The following is a 17898-nucleotide window of genomic DNA, read 5'->3' as shown; positions in this document are numbered from 1 at the left end:
GCAAGGCTTGTTTATTATTTTTCCATAGATTTAAATTTTTAGGTATATTTTTGCAAAATCAATTAAATTAAAATATGCTCTGAAATAACACGAATTAATATATTATTTTAAAATTGAGGTACATTATCGTGATAAAATACCCTACTTTATCTAAATCAACATTTAGCTTAGGTATTTATTTTTTAAAATTCGATAAAGTTAAAATTACTTTATTGACTGTAATCTGTATTTTACTCGGTATGATTCCGGCAATTGATAGTATATTACTTCAGAAAATCATTGATCTAATCGAATCTTTCAGTGATGAGAACGCAAATAACCTTTTATCTTCCATGATTTACTGGGCAGTATTTTATGCTCTTTGGTGGGAGAGTATTAATATAGCATATCGTTCATATGATTATTTGTATCTAAAGACTATGCCCGTAATAAAAGGAAAAATACTAAATGAACTTTATAATTATACTCAATATCATAGCCATAAATTCTTTCAGGATAATTTAGCCGGACATATTAGCAATCGTATTACCGAAACCGCAAGATCGTTTGAGATGATTATTTCAATATTCGGTGAAAAAATTCTTCGTAAACTAGCTATTATCGTATTTGCATTAATTGCTTTATATTCCGTACATTACGTTTTTGCTACGATATTTATTTTATGGATTACGGTTTTTTTAGGACTTAGTGTTCTTTTCTCGGATAAAATCAATAAATACTCATTAAATTATGCTAGAAGCCAATCTTTTGTTGCCGGTAGTATCGTAGATGCAATTAGCAACATTAATGCGGTTAGAATGTTTACAGCCCATAAATTTGAACGTCAACATCTAGAAACAAGGGTAGAAAATGCCGTGGCTGATGAGCAGACTATGCAATTCTTTATGTTCAAATTGCGTTATGCTCTTGGAACTTCTTGTTCAATAATGATTTTTATAATGATTTATTATTTATCTAAACTTCGTAGCGAATTATATATAAGCATAGGTGATTGCGTATTAGTACTAACATTATGTATAAATGTAGCAGACGATATTTGGGATTTAACGCAAGAAATAGGTGATATGTTCGAGCAGGTCGGGGCATTTAATCAAGGCTTATCCCTAATGGCACCGCATATTATAACGGATATTGAAAATGCTACTCCTTTAGATATCAAAGAAGGGGTTATCGAATTTAGAAATGTTACATTTAATTATCATCATAATAACAATCTATTTTATAATAAATCGGTATTAATACCGAGTAAACAAAAAGTAGGGCTAGTCGGATTTTCTGGTTCAGGGAAAACCACTTTTATTAGTTTACTCACTAGATTACATGATATAGAAGAAGGAATGATTTTAATAGATAATCAAAATATTAAAAACGTAACTCAAGATTCTTTAAGAAAAGTCATTAGCCTTATACCTCAAGAACCGGTGCTTTTTCATCGTACCATTTTGGACAATATCAGATACGGAAAAAAAGAAGCTACTCTTGAGGAGGTTATAGAAGCAGCAAAATCTGCACATATTCATGATGTTATTGATAATCTACCGGACGGTTACGATACTATGTGCGGAGAGCGAGGAAATAATTTATCCGGCGGTCAACGTCAAAGAATTATCATAGCAAGAGCCATCTTAAAAAATGCTCCTATTTTAATTCTTGATGAAGCAACAAGTAGCTTAGATAGCGAGACGGAAAGCCTAATTCAAGAGTCAATGGATTATTTAATGCAAAATAAAACCGTGATAGTTATTGCCCACAGATTATCTACTTTACTCAATATGGATAGGATTTTAGTTTTTGAAAAAGGTAGTATAATCGATGACGGTAGCCACACAGAATTACTTAAAAATAGTAAGCTGTATCAAAAATTATGGAACTCCCAAGTTAAAGGATTGATAGTGTGAAGCAAGAAGTCTATTGTCATACCGTGGCCCCGCCGGCCTTGTTGCGTGTATACTAAAGGTCGTCATTGCGAGGAGCGAAGCGACGTGGCAATCTTGTCAAGTATCCTGAGATTGCTTCGTCAAAACTTACAGTTTTTCCTCGCAATGATGACCTTTAGTATACACGCAAGCAAACCTTACGTGACATAATACCGACCTCAACCTTTAAACTAAAATCTTATATTAAATATTGTCATATGCTGTTATAATGACTTCTTTAGTTACTAATATTTAAACAATGAAACTATCTGATTTTGACTTTAATTTGCCAAGTGAACTTATTGCACAATATCCATCTAGTGAACGTGATAACTCGGATTTATTAATTGCTACTACACCACCTATTAAAACCAAATTCTACAACATATTAGATTACTTAAAAGAAGGGGATTTATTAGTCTTTAATAATAGCAAAGTGATTAAAGCAAAGTTACATTTAGGGAAGAATATTACAATAAATTTGAATCAAAAATTATCGGATGATAGTTGGTCGGCTTTTGCTAAACCGACTCGAAAGCTTCATGTAGATGATGAATTTTATTTTGATAATCATAAGGTAATTATTACTGAGAAATCTGCAATGGGTGAGATTAAAGTAAAATTTGAACTTGATAATATTTCGGTATTTGAATTTTTAGACAAATACGGTGAGATGCCGCTACCGGTTTATATTAGGCGTTCTAAACGTCATTGCGAGGAAGAACAGAGTTCTGACGAAGCAATCTCGTTACAAAATCCTGAGATTGCCACGGCATCCCAAAGGACGCCTCGCAATCACGCTAAACTAGATTCTCTACGCTACCAAACCATCTATAGTCAAATAGAAGGTTCGGTTGCAGCACCGACGGCAGGCTTGCATTTTACTAAAGATATACTTGATCAGCTTGAAACAAAAGGCGTACTAACAGCATTTTTAACCTTACATGTAGGAGCTGGAACTTTTTTACCTGTAAAAACCGAAAATATTCATGAGCATAAAATGCACACCGAATATTGCTCTATTACTCCTGAAACTGCTGAAATCATCAACAAAGCAAAGCAAGAAAGGAGGAGTATTATCGCAGTCGGCACTACAACACTTAGAACAGTTGAGAGTTCTTGCAATAACGGCATCGTAAAAGCAGGTAGCTTTGAAACCGATATCTTCATAACCCCGGGTTTTAAATTTCAAACAGCAGATATGCTACTTACTAATTTCCATTTCCCTAAATCTACTTTATTTATGCTTATATGTGCTTTTGCCGGCTTTAAAGAGATGCATGAATTATATAAATATGCTATAAAAGAAAAAATGCGTTTTTTCAGCTATGGCGATGCAACACTTTTGTATAGGAAAGTATGAATAGTATCACAGAATATTCTTTTTTAACAAATCTTACTAAATTACCTTTTATCGAGGAGATTTGGCTTTTTGGCTCACGCGGGCGAGGCGATAATCATGAGAGAGCAGATATTGATATCGCCATTCTTTGCCCTAATGCAAATGAAGATGATTGGCATCAAGTTTTAGACATAATAGATGATGCAGATACACTTTTAAAAATAGATTGTGTACGATTCGATACATTAAACGATGATGATAAACTTAAACAAAATATTATTAATTTTAAAAAAATTCTTTATAAAAAAGGTTCACACTAATGGAAGAAATATTTTGGAAAGACTCTTTCCTAGCACTAGGGCAAGCTATACAACGTTTACATGAAGTTATAGAGCGATCTAAGGTAGATAAAAATGATTATGTGTTAGATGCCTCTGTAAAAAGATTTGAATTTGTTATTGAATTATTTTGGAAAACCTTAAAAAAAATACTTAAACACGAAAAGATTGAAAGTAATACTCCAAAAGATGTCTTAAGTAAAGCTTTTCAGTTTAGTCTTATCGATGATGAAAAAATGTGGCTTGGAATGCTTGATGACCGCAATAATACTTCTCATGTTTATAAATATGAAGATGCAAAACAAGTTTTTGAGAATATAAAGTTATATCTGCCGATTTTAGAAAAAACATATAATAAACTAGAGAAAAAATATTTTGGATGATAAAATTCTCTACTTCATTAATATTAGATTCAAAACAAACTGCGTTATTAGAAGAATTAAAACAACTAGCAGCAGAACTTAACAAGCCTAAAAGTTTATTTAAATTCTTTAATCAAAAAAATTTAAAAAGCGGAATTTATTTATACGGTCCGGTGGGCAGCGGTAAAACTATGCTGATGAATTCTTTTTTTGAAGAGATAAGCATACCTAAAATCATTATCCATTATCAGAACTTTATGCAGGAAATTCATAAATCTATGCATAAATTACAAACAGAAAATCAGAAAGATATCATCCCTAAAATTGCTAAAAACTATGCTAAACAAACTAAACTTTTATGTATAGATGAGTTTGAAATTAAAGACATTACCGATGCAATGATAATAGGCAGATTATTTAATGAATTAATAAAGCAAAATATTTTTATTTTTATAACCTCTAACACGAGTCCCAATAATCTTTACAAAGACGGATTACAACGAGAATCTTTCTTACCTTTTATAAAGATAATCAATAATACATTTTACGTTAAATATCTAGATAATCACCATGATTATCGATTTGATAAAGCGTTAGGAGTTAAAGGGGCAAGGATAATTTATCCCTTAACTTTAGAAAACCAAAACAAACTTGAAAAAATTATCACAGATATTAGTGATAATAATCTCGTTTCTCAAAATATACAGGTTCTAGGTAGAGAAATATCCTTTCAAAAAGTACATAAAAGAATATTAGTAACAGATTATAATGAATTATTTACAAGAGACTTAAGCTATATCGATTATGTTAATATTTGTCAAAATTTCAACGTTATTATAGTGGGGAATGTTCATACTATCGATGCTAATGATACAAATACAGCCGTTAGATTTATCAACTTTATCGATAATGCCTATTTCTATAAAATACTTTTATTTATGAGCCTAGAAGATAAGCCGAGTAAAATATATCAAGGTTCAGCACGAGCCACAGAATTCAAACGCACTATTTCAAGACTAAATGAAATGAATAGCGAATCTTATTTATTAAATAATGATTTTAAGAATTAACTTCCTTAAGAGATTGAAATATGAATATTATCCCTTCAAAAATTTTATCAATTTTCGCTAAAAAAGCTCTTTAATTACTAATTAAAATTTATTTACAGATAGACCTAAGAAATTTAATAAATTCATCAATATTGATTTTTATATCATCTTCTAAATGTTCTTCTGTTGTCTGATCTACATAAAAAGGATAATAATCACATGACATATAATTTGCCATTCTTTTATAAAAACTTCTAGGAGGAGTTGTACCATGATCAATCTCTACTACTTTACATGTATGGACCTACCCGATAATGCAAGAAAAAAATAATATATAACAGCAAAAAAATCGAATGCAGTCATGTATCCGGCTTATAGTTAATAAATCACTTTAAATTTACCCTATAGCCCTGATGGAATTCGCTGGCTTACAAACTATATTACTTATCATTTTGTCGACTTCTAAAGAGTCATTGTCCAGTTCAGTTTTTTTGTAAGCTAAGGTTCGTCTTATTTACCATCAATATTATCATTCTTTCGCATATTCCGGATTAGAATCTATTAATTTAATTCTTTTATTTTTTTATCATTCTCTAGAAATTCTTCTTTTAACTCACTAAACGTTCGATAGCTTAGCTGACTTAAATCCCCTTCATCTAAAATTTCGGTTAATTTTGTCATAATCTTATTGATTCCTTGCGGAATAACAAAACCAAATTCATGTAATAATCCCCTGATCTCATTAACAAGAGCTGTACGATTTTTTACCAATCTCTGTCTTACCCTATGAATAAATAAAATATCTTGTTGCTCTACAGTTTTGATAGGCACAAACCTCATATTAGGTCTTGCTACTGCCTCACATATTGCTTCTGCATCAGCTTGATCATTTTTATTAGTTTTAACATAAGGCTTAACAAATTGTGGAGCCATTAGTTTTACATTATGACCTAATTTTGTTAATTCTCTTGCCCAATAGCTAGAACCACCGCAAGCTTCCATGCCTACTAGACATCTTCTTGGTAAATTAGCCATAAAAGTTATAACCTGCTCTCTCATTAATTTTTTTTTTAATATTGTCTTACCATTTTTATCTACACCGTGAATTTGAAAAATTCTTTTTGCAATATCTATACCAATTGTGGTAACTTCCATATGGACCTCCTTATTGTTGTTTAGGATTCATTTCCTATCCTAGAAGATTAGCTTCTGCTTCTCATTCTGTTGATCCATGCGGTCCAACTATTATTTTTGCTTTATTAAAAAGCTGGGCCTGTTCATACGGAGAGGATAGCTCTAGATATATTGCCTTAAAACCAAGTTTCTCAATTTTTTCTATTAATTCTTCTTCATTAACTATTTTTCGGGTAGAAGCGTATTTACGAGAAATATATATTTTATCGTATGCTTTACTATTATCTTTAAATAAAAATATTTCTTAAATCTTTTTTTAACCATAAAGGCAAAGGTGTACCTTTTACCGGAATAAACGGTACAGATGGAACAATTAGTCTAGTAGTTTGAATTATACAATCGCTATTTACTACAAAAAGCTTATCTTCCGGTATATTTAAATAATTTAATACTATTTTTAATGACTTAATTTGCCATGAATATTTTAAATTATTAATATAGATACGGTCATATTCAAGATCCGATTCTTTTAATATAATTTTCTTTTAATATAATTAATCTAGGCAAAATTTGTAGCAGCCAATGATACCAATTTTCAAAACCAGAAGATGAAATTACTGCTAATTTTCCATTAAAATATAAAGGATTTTCTGTATTAATATCTCGTTTATTATTTAATAAACGATGTTGATCACCTAAGCTTGTTTGAGTATCTTGTAGAATATAACCTTCTTGAGTTAAAATTCCACCTTCATTAATTACTGTGCCATTTGGTAACTCTAAAATAAATTGCTCAGTATTTTTTTCTTTAAATAACTTTTTAATTTCTATGTTAGATTTTAGCGATTCTATGGAAATAAGTTGATGTTTATTTTTTAATAAAGAAAAAAAAGATAATTAAAAATTTGCATTGCAAGCTTGGCAGCGACTTACTCTCCCATGCCTTATGACATAGTACCATTAGCGCTATGAGGTTTCACGTTCGAGTTCGGGATGGGATCGTGTGTTTCACTCATGCTATAACCACCAAGCTAGCAATACAAACTTTTAAAAAAATAGATTTGTATTATAGTTTGCTGTTAATGTTGTTGCATGACTAAATTCGTCATTCCTGCGGAAGCAGGAACCTAAATATTAGAAATTTTTCTAGATACCGTGGTCAAGCCACGGTATAACATTATTAGCTGTGCAACAACATTTTTATTCATTGATAAAGCTAATTTAACCTGATAACTTTGTGAGTTGATACTACATTTTTATAGAATTAACACTATATGCATATGTAATCTCACAGCAAAGTAAATCAATCGAGCTATTAGTATCGGTTAGCTACACACATTACTGTGCTTCCACACCCGACCTATCAACGTGGTGGTCTTCCACGGCTCTAATGGGGAAGTCTAGTTTTGAGGTGGGTTTCCTGCTTAGATGCATTCAGCGGTTATCCCTTCCGTACTTAGCTACCCAGCTGTGCCGTTGGCACGACAACTGGTCCACCAGGGGTACGTCCACCTCGGTCCTCTCGTACTAAAGGCAGATCCTCTCAAACTTCCTACACCCACGGCAGATAGGGACCGAACTGTCTCACGACGTTCTAAACCCAGCTCACGTACCACTTTAATCGGCGAACAGCCGAACCCTTGGGACCTTCTCCAGCCCCAGGATGTGATGAGCCGACATCGAGGTGCCAAACGATTTCGTCGCTATGGACGCTTGGAAATCATCAGCCTGTTATCCCCGGAGTACCTTTTATTCGTTGAGCGATGGCCCTTCCACTCGGGACCACCGGATCACTATGACCGACTTTCGTCTCTGCTCGTATTGTCAGACTCGCAGTCAGGCTAGCTTATGCCATTGCACTCTAAAAGTTGATTTCCGACCAACCTGAGCTAACCATCGCGCGCCTCCGTTACTCTTTGGGAGGCGACCGCCCCAGTCAAACTACCCACCATGCATTGTCTCGGATCCTGATTCAAGGATCTCGGTTAGATGTCAAGAACCAAAAGGGTGGTATCTCAAGGGTGACTCCACAAAGGCTGACGCCTTCGCTTCGTAGTCTTCCACCTATCCTGCACATCTGATTCCTAACACCAGTGCAAAGCTATAGTAAAGGTTCACGGGGTCTTTCCGTCTGACCGCGGGAACTCCGCATCTTCACGGAGAATTCAATTTCGCTGAGTCGATACTGGAGACAGTGGGGAAATCGTTACGCCATTCGTGCGGGTCGGAACTTACCCGACAAGGAATTTCGCTACCTTAGGACCGTCATAGTTACGGCCGCCGTTCACTGGGACTTCAATTCAGAGCTTGCACCCTTCCTTTTAATCTTCCAGCACTGGGCAGGCGTCAGACCCTATACGTCGTCTATTGACTTTGCAGAGCCCTGTGTTTTTAATAAACAGTCGCTACCCCCTAGCTTGTGCCACCTGCACATGGTTGCCCATATACAGGTCATCTTTCTTCCGAAGTTACAGATGCAATTTGCCTAGTTCCTTCAGCATCGTTCTCTCAAGCGCCTTGGTATACTCTACCTGTCCACCTGTGTCGGTTTTGGGTACGGTCTATAATGAAAGTGTTATTTCCTGGAAAATATTCACTGCACAATCAATCCAATAAGACTGTACAATTTACTATTTTCGTCACATCTTTCAGGTTCAGGAATATTAACCTGATTCCCATCGATTACGCCTTTCAGCCTCATCTTAGGGGCCGACTAACCTTGCGCAGATTAACTTTACGCAAGAACCCTTGGACTTTCGGCGAGAATGTTTCTCACATTCTTTATCGCTACTTATGTCAGCATTCTCACTTCCGATACCTCCAGCAAACCTTACGGTTCACCTTCACAGGCTTACGGAACGCTCCGCTACCATTTATGCCAAATGCATAAATCCGCATCTTCGGTACATGACTTGAGCCCCGTTACATTGTTGGCGCAAGAAAACTTATTTAGACTAGTGAGCTATTACGCTTTCTTTAAATGATGGCTGCTTCTAAGCCAACATCCTAGTTGTTTTGGTTTTCTCACATCCTTTAACACTTAGTCATGATTTAGGGACCTTAGATGGCGGTCTGGGCTTTTTCCCTCTCGACTATGGACCTTAGCACCCATAGTCTGTCTGCTATGCTGTACTTGTCGACATTCGGAGTTTGATTGAGTTTGGTAAGTCTGTGGGACCCCCTAGCTCATTCAGTGCTCTACCTTCGACAGTAATCGCTATAACGCTCTACCTAAATAGATTTCGCGGAGAACCAGCTATATCCGAGTTTGATTGGCCTTTCACCCCTAACCACAGCTCATCCCCTACTTTTTCAACAGTAGTGGGTTCGGTCCTTCAGCGGATTTTACTCCGCTTTCAACCTGGCCATGGCTAGATCACCCGGTTTCGGGTCTAATTCATCTAACTAAACGCTCTATTCAGACTCGCTTTCGCTACGCCTACACCTAACGGCTTAAGCTTGCTAGATAAACTAAGTCGCTGACCCATTATACAAAAGGTACGCCGTCACAAGACATATAAATACGCTTGCTCCGACTGCTTGTAAGCATTTGGTTTCAGATACTATTTCACTCCCCTTGTCGGGGTACTTTTCACCTTTCCCTCACGGTACTTGTTCACTATCGGTCACTAGAGAGTACTTAGGCTTAGAGGGTGGTCCCCCTATGTTCAAACAGGATTTCACGTGTCCCGCCTTACTCGAGGACTTCAAACTTTTTACCTATACGGGACTATCACCTTTTATGGTCAACCTTTCCATGTTGTTTTAGTTATTTTTTTGAAGCCACTGGCCTGGTCCGCGTTCGCTCGTCACTACTAACGGAGTCTCGGTTGATGTCTTTTCCTCCAGCTACTTAGATATTTCAGTTCGCTGGGTTTGCCTCATATAGCTATGTATTCACTATACAATACCTAATAAATTAGGTGGGTTTCCCCATTCGGAAATCTTCGGATCAAAGTTTATTCGCAACTCCCCGAAGCTTATCGCAGCGTATTACGTCCTTCATCGCCTTCTAGTGCCAAGGCATCCACCAAATGCTCTTATTATATTTACTTACGCTTTTAACTTGAGATTACACGATGCATACAGAATTAATTTCACAATTATTTTCAGTATCTACTCACGACATAAATTTTTATTATCGCGGTGTATTTAGTTTTTTAGCTTTATCAACTTTTTAAACAGCTACAAAGTTTTACGTTTCAAACTTTGTGTGATGATTTTATATCTATATTTTTAAAACTTGTCAAACACTAATTTCAAATAATTTTAATTTTATTTCTTACGAGGGGGTTTAAAGTTATTTTAACCTCTTTTTAAAGTAGGCTTTGTCGGCTTTTTGTTTAGATTTGCAGTCCCTAATTTTGTATTTACCTTACCGCCTAAATTTTCAAAAAAGAATTTGCCTTTTTGTAAAACATGATTTACTGCTTTCATTTCTCCTTCTCTGTTTATCAAACCGCTTTGAGTTTTAACAAACAATAATTTACCATCTTTTCTAAAAACTAGATTTTCATCAATTTCAAAATCTTTAGTTATACTTAAATTACCGTTCTTATCAAATTTACCTAAAATATTTTTCTGTAAATCAGCAAATTCGGCATGAGCATATAATTTTAAAATTTCTTTTATTTGCTTTGGATCGTTTATATGTTCGCCAGCTTTGTTAATAAAGCCGCTAATTTCATATTGAGATGTTTTACCGTGTGGAGTTTTTTTCACAAGAAATTGAGTTTCCGTAAGTAGCTTAGTTTGATTCTCTACTTCATCATCTACTATATTAATTACTTTCCTTTTTATAGAATAAATATCACTATTCTTTTCAAGCTTTAAAAGATAAACTCCTTAATGTCTAAATCATCATTAAACCTAACTTCTTTTTTATCTTTACCCATAATTAATACTCTTATTTTAATATTGTATCTTTTAAAATATTTGTACCACGTAAAAATTCTTCTATATTCAAAGCTTTTTTACTCTCTTGCTGAAGTTTTTTCACTCGTAATATACCGCTTCCACAAGCTATTTCCATCTTATCGCTAATAACGGTGCCGGAAGTAAAGTGATGATTCGCATTTAAATATTCTGCTTCAAGGATTTTAATTATTTTATCATTATAACTAAAATATGCTCCGGGCCAGGGATTCATCCCTCTTATTTTACAATCTATTTTATATGCGGATTCATGCCAATTAATTTTTCCTTCTTCTTTAGTTAATTTATGAGCATACGTAACGCCATCACTTGACTGTTTTATCGGTACTATATTATCAATATTTGCAAGTGTTTTTATTAGTAATTCAGCTCCTAAATTAGCACATTTATTGTGCAATTCCTCCAATGTTGTCCTTTCTTCTAAATCAAAATCTTCTTTCATCAATATATCACCTGTATCAAGCCCTGTATCCATACGCATAATACATACGCTACTTTTCCGATCACCCTCTATAATAGTACGCTGCAGAGGAGCCGCTCCTCTGTGACGAGGCAAATCGGATGGATGGATATTAAGACAGCCGTATTTTTTAGCTTCTAATATAGCTTTCGGCACAATAAAACCATATGCAATAACAACTATAATATCAGCATTAACTTTATTAATTAGATTTATTATTTCATCATTACGAAGAGTAGAAGGAGTATAAACAGGAATTTGATGCTCAAATGCTAATTGATGTATTGGAGATTTAGCTAAGTTAAGTCCTCTACCCTTAGCTTTAGGTTGCTGTGTAAAAACAGCTTTAACTTCGTGATGAGTTATAAGTTTTTTAAGAGCAGGAACAGCAAATTCAGGCGTTCCCATAAAGATTACTTTCACACTATATTATTTTTGAGTTTCTTAAGCTTACGAAGTACTACATCTCGTTTTAAATTACTTAAATAATCAATCATAAGCTTACCTTCTAAATGATCATACTCATGCTGGATAACTCTTGCAAGCCAATCATTTGCTTTAAGCTCTTGCGATTTACCATGATAGTCTAAATACCTAATCTTTATAGATTCCGGTCTTGCCACCTCAATACGTTGCTCCGGTACTGAGATACAACCTTCATTAGCCGTAATTAGCTCTTCTGATTTTTCTATTATTTCAGGATTCACTATAAAAAGCGGATAAAAATCTTTTGGTCTTTCTACCGGATCATGATCTTTTATATCAATTACTAAAATACGTTTCAATACCCCTACTTGTACTGCTGCAAGCCCTGCACCGTCTTCATGGTACATAGTTTTAAGCATATCATCCATAAATTTTCGTGTTTGATCTGTAAACTCTAAAACCGGCTGAGATTTCTGCTTTAATCTTTCATCAGGTGCCATTACTATAGGTAATATTGACATAATTAAATCTTAATATTTTATTTTAATATACCATAAAACCACCAAAATGTAAAGAAAGCAAACCTGCCTAATTCCGGCAATAGTTGCATAATAAACTCACCTATTTGCAATAATTTGTCGAATTAATAATATTTAGTAAAAATAATAGCAAATATCAGATAACATGTTAATAAATAAGGCTTGCATAAAATTAAGGAGGAATAGCAATGCATTGGGGTGATATTGAAGAAATTGCCGAACAACTCGAAGAACATTGTAGCGATCAGTATAATGAAAAAAAATTTCATTATTAAAGCTAGAGAAACTGATTAGAGATTTAAAGGACTTTGAAGGTGAAGAGAAAAAAGTCGAAGAAGTTACATTAGAAGAAATTTTAGACAAATGGGAAAAATTACGCGAAGAAATTAGAGAAATCGATTAAGTAGCTTTTGAGTTATTTTCAGGCATTTATAAATTAACTTTATAAAAATATATTATAATCAATAACAATATAGCAACTGCCTGAAAAAAAACTCTTAAAGTCATTAACTTTGAACTAAATTTCTTATCAAACTTTCCTCCGATAGCCATCGACACTACCCCTATAATAAGAACCGAAACGGTTAAACCAATCGCAATTAATAACCACATCATAATTTATTACTCAATATATAATTTCCTACACAAAGATTACATGCTTTTCTCTTTTAAATCAATTATCTAATTAATATTTGAGATTTAGTTAAAAAATTAACTAAATCTTCACAAAAAATAACAATTCTAGGGACACAAATATCTAATTTATCAAATATAGATAATTCAACAATTACTTTAAAAGAAAAAGAGATATTAGGTTCTTGCGTTCTTATTAATTTCCGCTTAAAAACATCTAAAAATACAAATAATTTAATTTTCCGCACGCAAGAACCTAGAGTATTTTGAGAAACCTAATCTAAGCTTTCTGAGTTACACTATATATATTATCTATCAGTTTAACAAAAGCACCATTTCCTAAAACATTAGCACAAGTGATCACAGGATCAAACAAGATATAAAGAGCTGTAATCAGAGACATCATATTAGTATTAAAACCTAGATATTGTTCAAGTATAGGAAGCATTACAATAATTCCTCCACCTGATATAGCTGCTACTGAAAATTTTGCCAATACAAAATAAAAAGCAAAAATAAGATAATTAAATAAAGTAGGCTCAGCTAATCCATAACTTTTTAGTATAGCATAAGCCAAAATCGGTATAGCGAAACAATCGCCAACAAGATGAATATTTACTGTTATTGGTACAACGGTACGAGCGAGTGCTTTATTATTTGTATTATTTTCCGCTCCTATTATACTAAGTGGCATACTTACAACACTAGACATAGCACTAAATCCACTTATAGACTCTGGCATCATATTACTGAGGCTAGCTATGAATTCCTTAACTCGACAGTTACTTAAAATAAAATAAGCAAGAAAGATATAGCCAAACTGAGCAAATGCGATTGTCCCAAAAATGAACATATAATCTTTAATAATTATACCTAATACTTCATCAAACTGTAGTTTTACGATAAAGCCCATTATAAATAAGGGAATTATATAGATAAACAATCGCAATATTTTTGCAACAAATGCTTCTATCTTGAAAGCCAATCCAATTGCAATCTCAGCACAAAATTTTGAGGATATAAAGCCTAAGATAATACTACTAAATACGATTTTATCATTAGAAATAATATTAGGAAAATTAAGTAACCATAAAGGCTTTAAACTATCATTTTCTATAGGAGAGATCATTGATAAATCGAATTGATATATGTATATACCTACATAATGACTTATGAAAGTAGAACAAAAATTAGACCCACATACTAGTAATAATATTAAGAAAACTATACGTGTTGCATCTTTGGCTAGCATTACAACAGATTTAAAAAGTAAGCCAAAAATAATTAAAGGAAGAAATAATCCAATTATAGATTTAATAGATAGACTTATTGAATATAATAACCTTTTTACTTCTAAACTCATTAGTGGGTTGAATAATATGATAGCTATGATAATAGCCATTAAAATAAGTGGCATTTTACGAAACATAAAACTTACCTAATAATAATTAGTTAATTTAAAGGGGTGGATATAATTAATAGAAAGATATAGAGATATTGTTACCGGCTTGAACCGGTTGTAGTAGTAAAGAAAGACTGGAAAGTTAATATTTGCATATTCATAAATTCAATATACAGTTATTATAGAGAGAAAAATTAGTGTTGCAATACTTTTCTAGAAGTTCTTTGGGAGGTATTGCTAACTAAAAGCAGAGTAGTTAATAAATTAACATCATTGCGAGGAAAATTACAGAGTAATTTGATGAAACAATCGCAGAAATTTGTTGTTATTTCCTAAGATTTCCTATAGTACCGGACATTTTTTAAAAAATCTTTAATGTCATCCCTGCGAAAGCAGGAAGGCATTGTTGCGTGGATCAGTTTTTCGAGTGTCATCCCGTGGCTTGACCACAGAATCCAGTTAAAATTATTATATTTATTTATTGTTTTTATGGACTCCGTGGTCAAGCCACGGGGTGACACTGAACGCATTTTTAGATCCATGTAACAACTACTATACCTCTTCAGATTGTTCTAATCCCTCTTCCTCTAACTCACTATCTTCTTCGTTTTCAGAAGTTTCAGCAATTAAAGAGACAGATACGACTTTTTCACCGTCATCTAGCTTAAACAGGATTACGCCGCTAGTGTTACGTCCCGTAATACGCACTGACTCAAGTTTACAGCGAATTAACTTACCGCTATTGGTGATCAGCATTAGCTCATCATCCATTTTAACCGGCATAACACCGACGACTAAACCGGTTTTGTCGTTAATATCCATATTGATTATACCGCTACCGCCTCGATCGGTAATTCTATAGCCATATGCCGAGCTTCTTTTACCGAAACCGTTCTCTGTAACTGTCAAGATAAATTCTTCAGAATTTGCCATTTCTAAAATAGAATCTGCAGTCAAAGTTACACCTAACTCTTCGAGGTTAAACTCCTCACCTTTAGCAATCTCAAGCCTTTTTTCCCATGGCACTGTTAAATAAGCATCTCTATCCTCTTTTGTACTGCTAATGCCTTTAAGCACGGTCATAGAAATTACGGAATCCTCCTTAGCAAGTTTCATACCTCGTACCCCGTCGGAAGTACGGCTCTTAATAACACGCAGCGATTCAACAGGGAATCTTAAAGCTTTACCGGCTTTGGTGGCAAGTAAAATATGCTCGTCTTCTTTACATGGTTTTACGTCTATTAATTTATCATCCTCATCAAGCCTAATAGCAATTTTACCGTTCAACTGAATTTTTTTGAAATCTAATAAATCGCTTCTTCTGATATTACCCTTGGCAGTTGCGAACATAATGTTTAAATTATCCCACTCATCCTGATTTTCAGGTAGCGGCATAATATTCGTAATATGCTCATTTTCTTTCAGCGGTAATATATTAACCATCGGTCTTCCTTTACCTTGCGGATTACTTAAAGGTAATTTATACAGTTTTAAACTATAAACCTGACCGATATTTGAGAAGAACAACATTGGCGTATGAGTACTACCGACAAAAACTTGCGTGGTAATATCTTCATCACGCATTGAAAGCCCTGATCTTCCTTTACCGCCACGTTTTTGCGAACGATAGCTACTTAGAGGTACACGCTTGATATACCCGCCAAGCGTTACGGTTACTACCATTTCTTCACGTTGAATTAAATCTTCTATATCTTGATCAAATTCACCGAATTCAATTGAAGTAAGACGAGGAGTCGCAAATTCTTCTTTAACTTTAATTAGCTCTTCCTTTAAAATCTCAAGTAACCTTGTACGAGAGCCGAGTATATTAAGATATTCGGTGATTTCCGTAGCAAGGTTCTTTAAATCCTCTTCAAGCTTGTTTTTCTCCATAGCGGTTAGACGTTGTAGTCTCATTTCTAAGATTGCCTTAGCTTGCACCTCAGTAAAGCTACATTTGCCTTGCTCATTTAACATTGCTTTATCATCAACTAGCTTTACAAGAGGTAGGATATTTAATGCTTCCCACTGGCGAGCCATTAATTCTTGTTTAGCTGCATTCGGGTCATTTGAAGCTTTAATAATACGTATTATTTCATCGATATTACTAACGGCAATAGTTAGTCCTAGTAAAATATGTGCTCTATCTCTTGCTTTATTTAGTAAATATATAGTACGGTTAGTAATTACCACTTCTCTAAAACTAACGAAAGCTGCAATTACTTCTTTCAAATTCATCACTTTCGGTAGCCCGTCTTTAAGAGCAAGCATAATAACACCGAAGCTTGTTTGTAGCTGCGTACATGCGTATATTTGATTTAAGACTACTTCCGCAACTACGTCTTTCTTTAACTCAATAAAAATCCTTACACCGTTTTTATTCGATTCGTCACGTAAATCACTTATACCCTCAATACGTTTCTCTTTAACCATTTCAGCGATTTTCTCAACGAGCCTTGCCTTATTTACCATATACGGTATTTCGGTAATAATAATTGCTTGACGGCTATTACCGATATTCTCAATCTCGGCTCGACCTCGCATAATGATACTACCTCTACCGGTAAGATATGCCGATCTAATACCGCTAATGCCTAAAATCATTGAACCTGTAGGAAAATCCGGTCCTTTAACGACTTCAAGTAAATCTAATATTTCTATATCGTTATTATCTATATATAAACAACAAGCATCGATAACCTCACCTAAATTGTGCGGAGGGATATTAGTTGCCATACCGACCGCAATACCTCCACTACCGTTAACCAATAAATTGGGAAACATTGCAGGAAGTACGGAAGGCTCTTCTTCAGAACCATCGTAATTAGGGTTAAAGCTGACGGTCTCTTTATCGATATCCTCTACGAGCTTATGCGAAACTTTGGCCATTCGAGATTCGGTATATCTCATTGCCGCCGCCGCATCACCGTCCATCGAGCCGAAATTACCCTGCCCGTCTACAAGCGGTAAACGCAAGGAAAAATCTTGTGCCATACGTACTAACGAATCATAAATAGCACTATCACCGTGCGGATGGTATTTACCCATCACGTCACCGACTATTCTTGCGGATTTTCTATAAGGTTTGCTAGCATGGTTACCGGCTTCATGCATGGAATAGATAATTCGGCGATGTACCGGCTTTAAGCCGTCCCGAACATCCGGTATAGCTCTACTTACTATAACGCTCATAGCATAATCAAGATAAGATACTTTCATCTCATCTTCGATATTTACCGGTACTAAATTAGAAAAATTTTGATCAGTCACGATTACTTAGCCTTAAATTTAATTTAATGAATTATATTTAATTATAGAGATATAATAAATTTCTTTCAAGGATTGCTTGTATTTATAATCGT

At 34.2% G+C, this 17898-nt stretch carries 11 protein-coding genes, 2 rRNA genes and 5 pseudogenes; 6 read left to right on the top strand and 12 right to left on the bottom strand.

From position 1 onward, the window contains the following. Positions 1–128 precede the first annotated feature (128 nt). The 5 genes from BN1174_RS05390 to zapE all read left to right on the top strand — a co-directional run bounded on the left by BN1174_RS05390 (position 129) and on the right by zapE (position 5028). Positions 129–1898 carry an ABC transporter ATP-binding protein gene (locus BN1174_RS05390; RefSeq protein WP_040257132.1) on the top strand — a complete coding sequence of 590 codons (1770 nt, stop codon included), beginning with the start codon at positions 129–131 and terminating at the stop codon, positions 1896–1898. Positions 1899–2175: 277 nt separating this feature from the next. After that, the gene (gene queA, locus BN1174_RS05385; RefSeq protein ID WP_040257131.1) at positions 2176–3279 is read left to right on the top strand and encodes a tRNA preQ1(34) S-adenosylmethionine ribosyltransferase-isomerase QueA; all 1104 of its coding nucleotides are present in this window, start codon (positions 2176–2178) and stop codon (positions 3277–3279) included. Continuing rightward, positions 3276–3578: a nucleotidyltransferase domain-containing protein gene (locus BN1174_RS05380; protein ID WP_040257129.1), complete on the top strand. Its 303-nt coding sequence runs from the start codon at positions 3276–3278 to the stop codon at positions 3576–3578. Before queA ends, BN1174_RS05380 begins: the two co-directional genes overlap by 4 nt. Then, positions 3578–3979 (top strand): HI0074 family nucleotidyltransferase substrate-binding subunit, encoded by a 402-nt coding sequence (locus tag BN1174_RS05375; protein WP_040257127.1) that lies wholly within the window; start codon positions 3578–3580, stop codon positions 3977–3979. Before BN1174_RS05380 ends, BN1174_RS05375 begins: the two co-directional genes overlap by 1 nt. Then, positions 3976–5028, top strand: coding sequence for a cell division protein ZapE (zapE, locus tag BN1174_RS05370; RefSeq protein WP_040257125.1), 1053 nt, complete (start codon positions 3976–3978; stop codon positions 5026–5028). The genes BN1174_RS05375 and zapE overlap by 4 nt, the downstream gene beginning before the upstream one ends. A gap of 88 nt (positions 5029–5116) precedes the next feature. On the opposite strand, the pseudogene BN1174_RS10050 reads toward zapE, so the two are convergent. From BN1174_RS10050 to def, 8 genes and pseudogenes are all read right to left on the bottom strand, one after another. Next, positions 5117–5302: pseudogene (locus tag BN1174_RS10050) on the bottom strand (glycosyltransferase family 61 protein); the annotation flags it as partial. Positions 5303–5574: 272 nt separating this feature from the next. Further along, a pseudogene (locus tag BN1174_RS05365) lies at positions 5575–6162 on the bottom strand (IS110 family RNA-guided transposase); the annotation flags it as partial. A gap of 70 nt (positions 6163–6232) precedes the next feature. Further along, positions 6233–6680, bottom strand: a pseudogene (locus BN1174_RS10890) (glycosyltransferase family 61 protein); the annotation flags it as partial. Positions 6681–7057: 377 nt separating this feature from the next. Beyond that, positions 7058–7172, bottom strand: a 5S ribosomal RNA gene (gene rrf, locus BN1174_RS05360). 263 nt (positions 7173–7435) lie between these two features. Beyond that, positions 7436–10196, bottom strand: a 23S ribosomal RNA gene (locus tag BN1174_RS05355). A gap of 250 nt (positions 10197–10446) precedes the next feature. Continuing rightward, positions 10447–10863: a hypothetical protein gene (locus tag BN1174_RS05350; protein ID WP_040257124.1), complete on the bottom strand. Its 417-nt coding sequence runs from the start codon at positions 10861–10863 to the stop codon at positions 10447–10449. 184 nt (positions 10864–11047) lie between these two features. Further along, a complete protein-coding gene (fmt, locus tag BN1174_RS05345) occupies positions 11048–11959 on the bottom strand; it encodes a methionyl-tRNA formyltransferase (RefSeq protein ID WP_040257122.1) in 912 nt (303 codons plus the stop codon). Continuing rightward, positions 11956–12483, bottom strand: coding sequence for a peptide deformylase (def, locus tag BN1174_RS05340; RefSeq protein ID WP_040257120.1), 528 nt, complete (start codon positions 12481–12483; stop codon positions 11956–11958). Before def ends, fmt begins: the two co-directional genes overlap by 4 nt. A 206-nt stretch (positions 12484–12689) precedes the next feature. Between def and BN1174_RS12705 the strand changes: the two are divergent. Further along, positions 12690–12904: pseudogene (locus BN1174_RS12705) on the top strand (Fe-S cluster assembly protein IscX). Positions 12905–12930: 26 nt separating this feature from the next. Here the strand turns inward: BN1174_RS12705 and BN1174_RS05330 are convergent. From BN1174_RS05330 to gyrA, 4 genes and pseudogenes are all read right to left on the bottom strand, one after another. Beyond that, positions 12931–13116: a twin transmembrane helix small protein gene (locus BN1174_RS05330; protein ID WP_040257119.1), complete on the bottom strand. Its 186-nt coding sequence runs from the start codon at positions 13114–13116 to the stop codon at positions 12931–12933. A 128-nt stretch (positions 13117–13244) separates the two neighbouring features. Next, positions 13245–13382 (bottom strand): annotated as a pseudogene (locus BN1174_RS05325) (peptide deformylase); the annotation flags it as partial. 32 nt (positions 13383–13414) lie between these two features. Next, complete coding sequence (locus BN1174_RS08960) at positions 13415–14497, bottom strand: cation:dicarboxylate symporter family transporter (protein ID WP_231555890.1); 1083 nt, start codon at positions 14495–14497, stop codon at positions 13415–13417. 591 nt (positions 14498–15088) lie between these two features. After that, positions 15089–17806 carry a DNA topoisomerase (ATP-hydrolyzing) subunit A gene (gene gyrA / locus BN1174_RS05315; RefSeq protein WP_040257117.1) on the bottom strand — a complete coding sequence of 906 codons (2718 nt, stop codon included), beginning with the start codon at positions 17804–17806 and terminating at the stop codon, positions 15089–15091. Between the last annotated feature and the right edge of the window lie 92 nt (positions 17807–17898).

It is taken from the genome of Rickettsia hoogstraalii (genome assembly GCF_000825685.1).
Lineage (GTDB): Bacteria > Pseudomonadota > Alphaproteobacteria > Rickettsiales > Rickettsiaceae > Rickettsia > Rickettsia hoogstraalii.
This window is presented reverse-complemented; position numbering and strand designations above follow the sequence as displayed.

Excerpts from the sequence above, each read along its gene's own strand:
- queA (WP_040257131.1), top strand. The coding sequence starts at position 2,176 with ATGAAACTATCTGATTTTGACTTTAATTTGCCAAGTGAACTTATTGCA.
- BN1174_RS05380 (WP_040257129.1), top strand. The coding sequence starts at position 3,276 with ATGAATAGTATCACAGAATATTCTTTTTTAACAAATCTTACTAAATTA.
- BN1174_RS05375 (WP_040257127.1), top strand. The coding sequence starts at position 3,578 with ATGGAAGAAATATTTTGGAAAGACTCTTTCCTAGCACTAGGGCAAGCT.
- zapE (WP_040257125.1), top strand. The coding sequence starts at position 3,976 with ATGATAAAATTCTCTACTTCATTAATATTAGATTCAAAACAAACTGCG.
- def (WP_040257120.1), bottom strand. The coding sequence starts at position 12,483 with ATGTCAATATTACCTATAGTAATGGCACCTGATGAAAGATTAAAGCAG.
- BN1174_RS05330 (WP_040257119.1), bottom strand. The coding sequence starts at position 13,116 with ATGATGTGGTTATTAATTGCGATTGGTTTAACCGTTTCGGTTCTTATT.
- BN1174_RS08960 (WP_231555890.1), bottom strand. The coding sequence starts at position 14,497 with ATGAGTTTAGAAGTAAAAAGGTTATTATATTCAATAAGTCTATCTATT.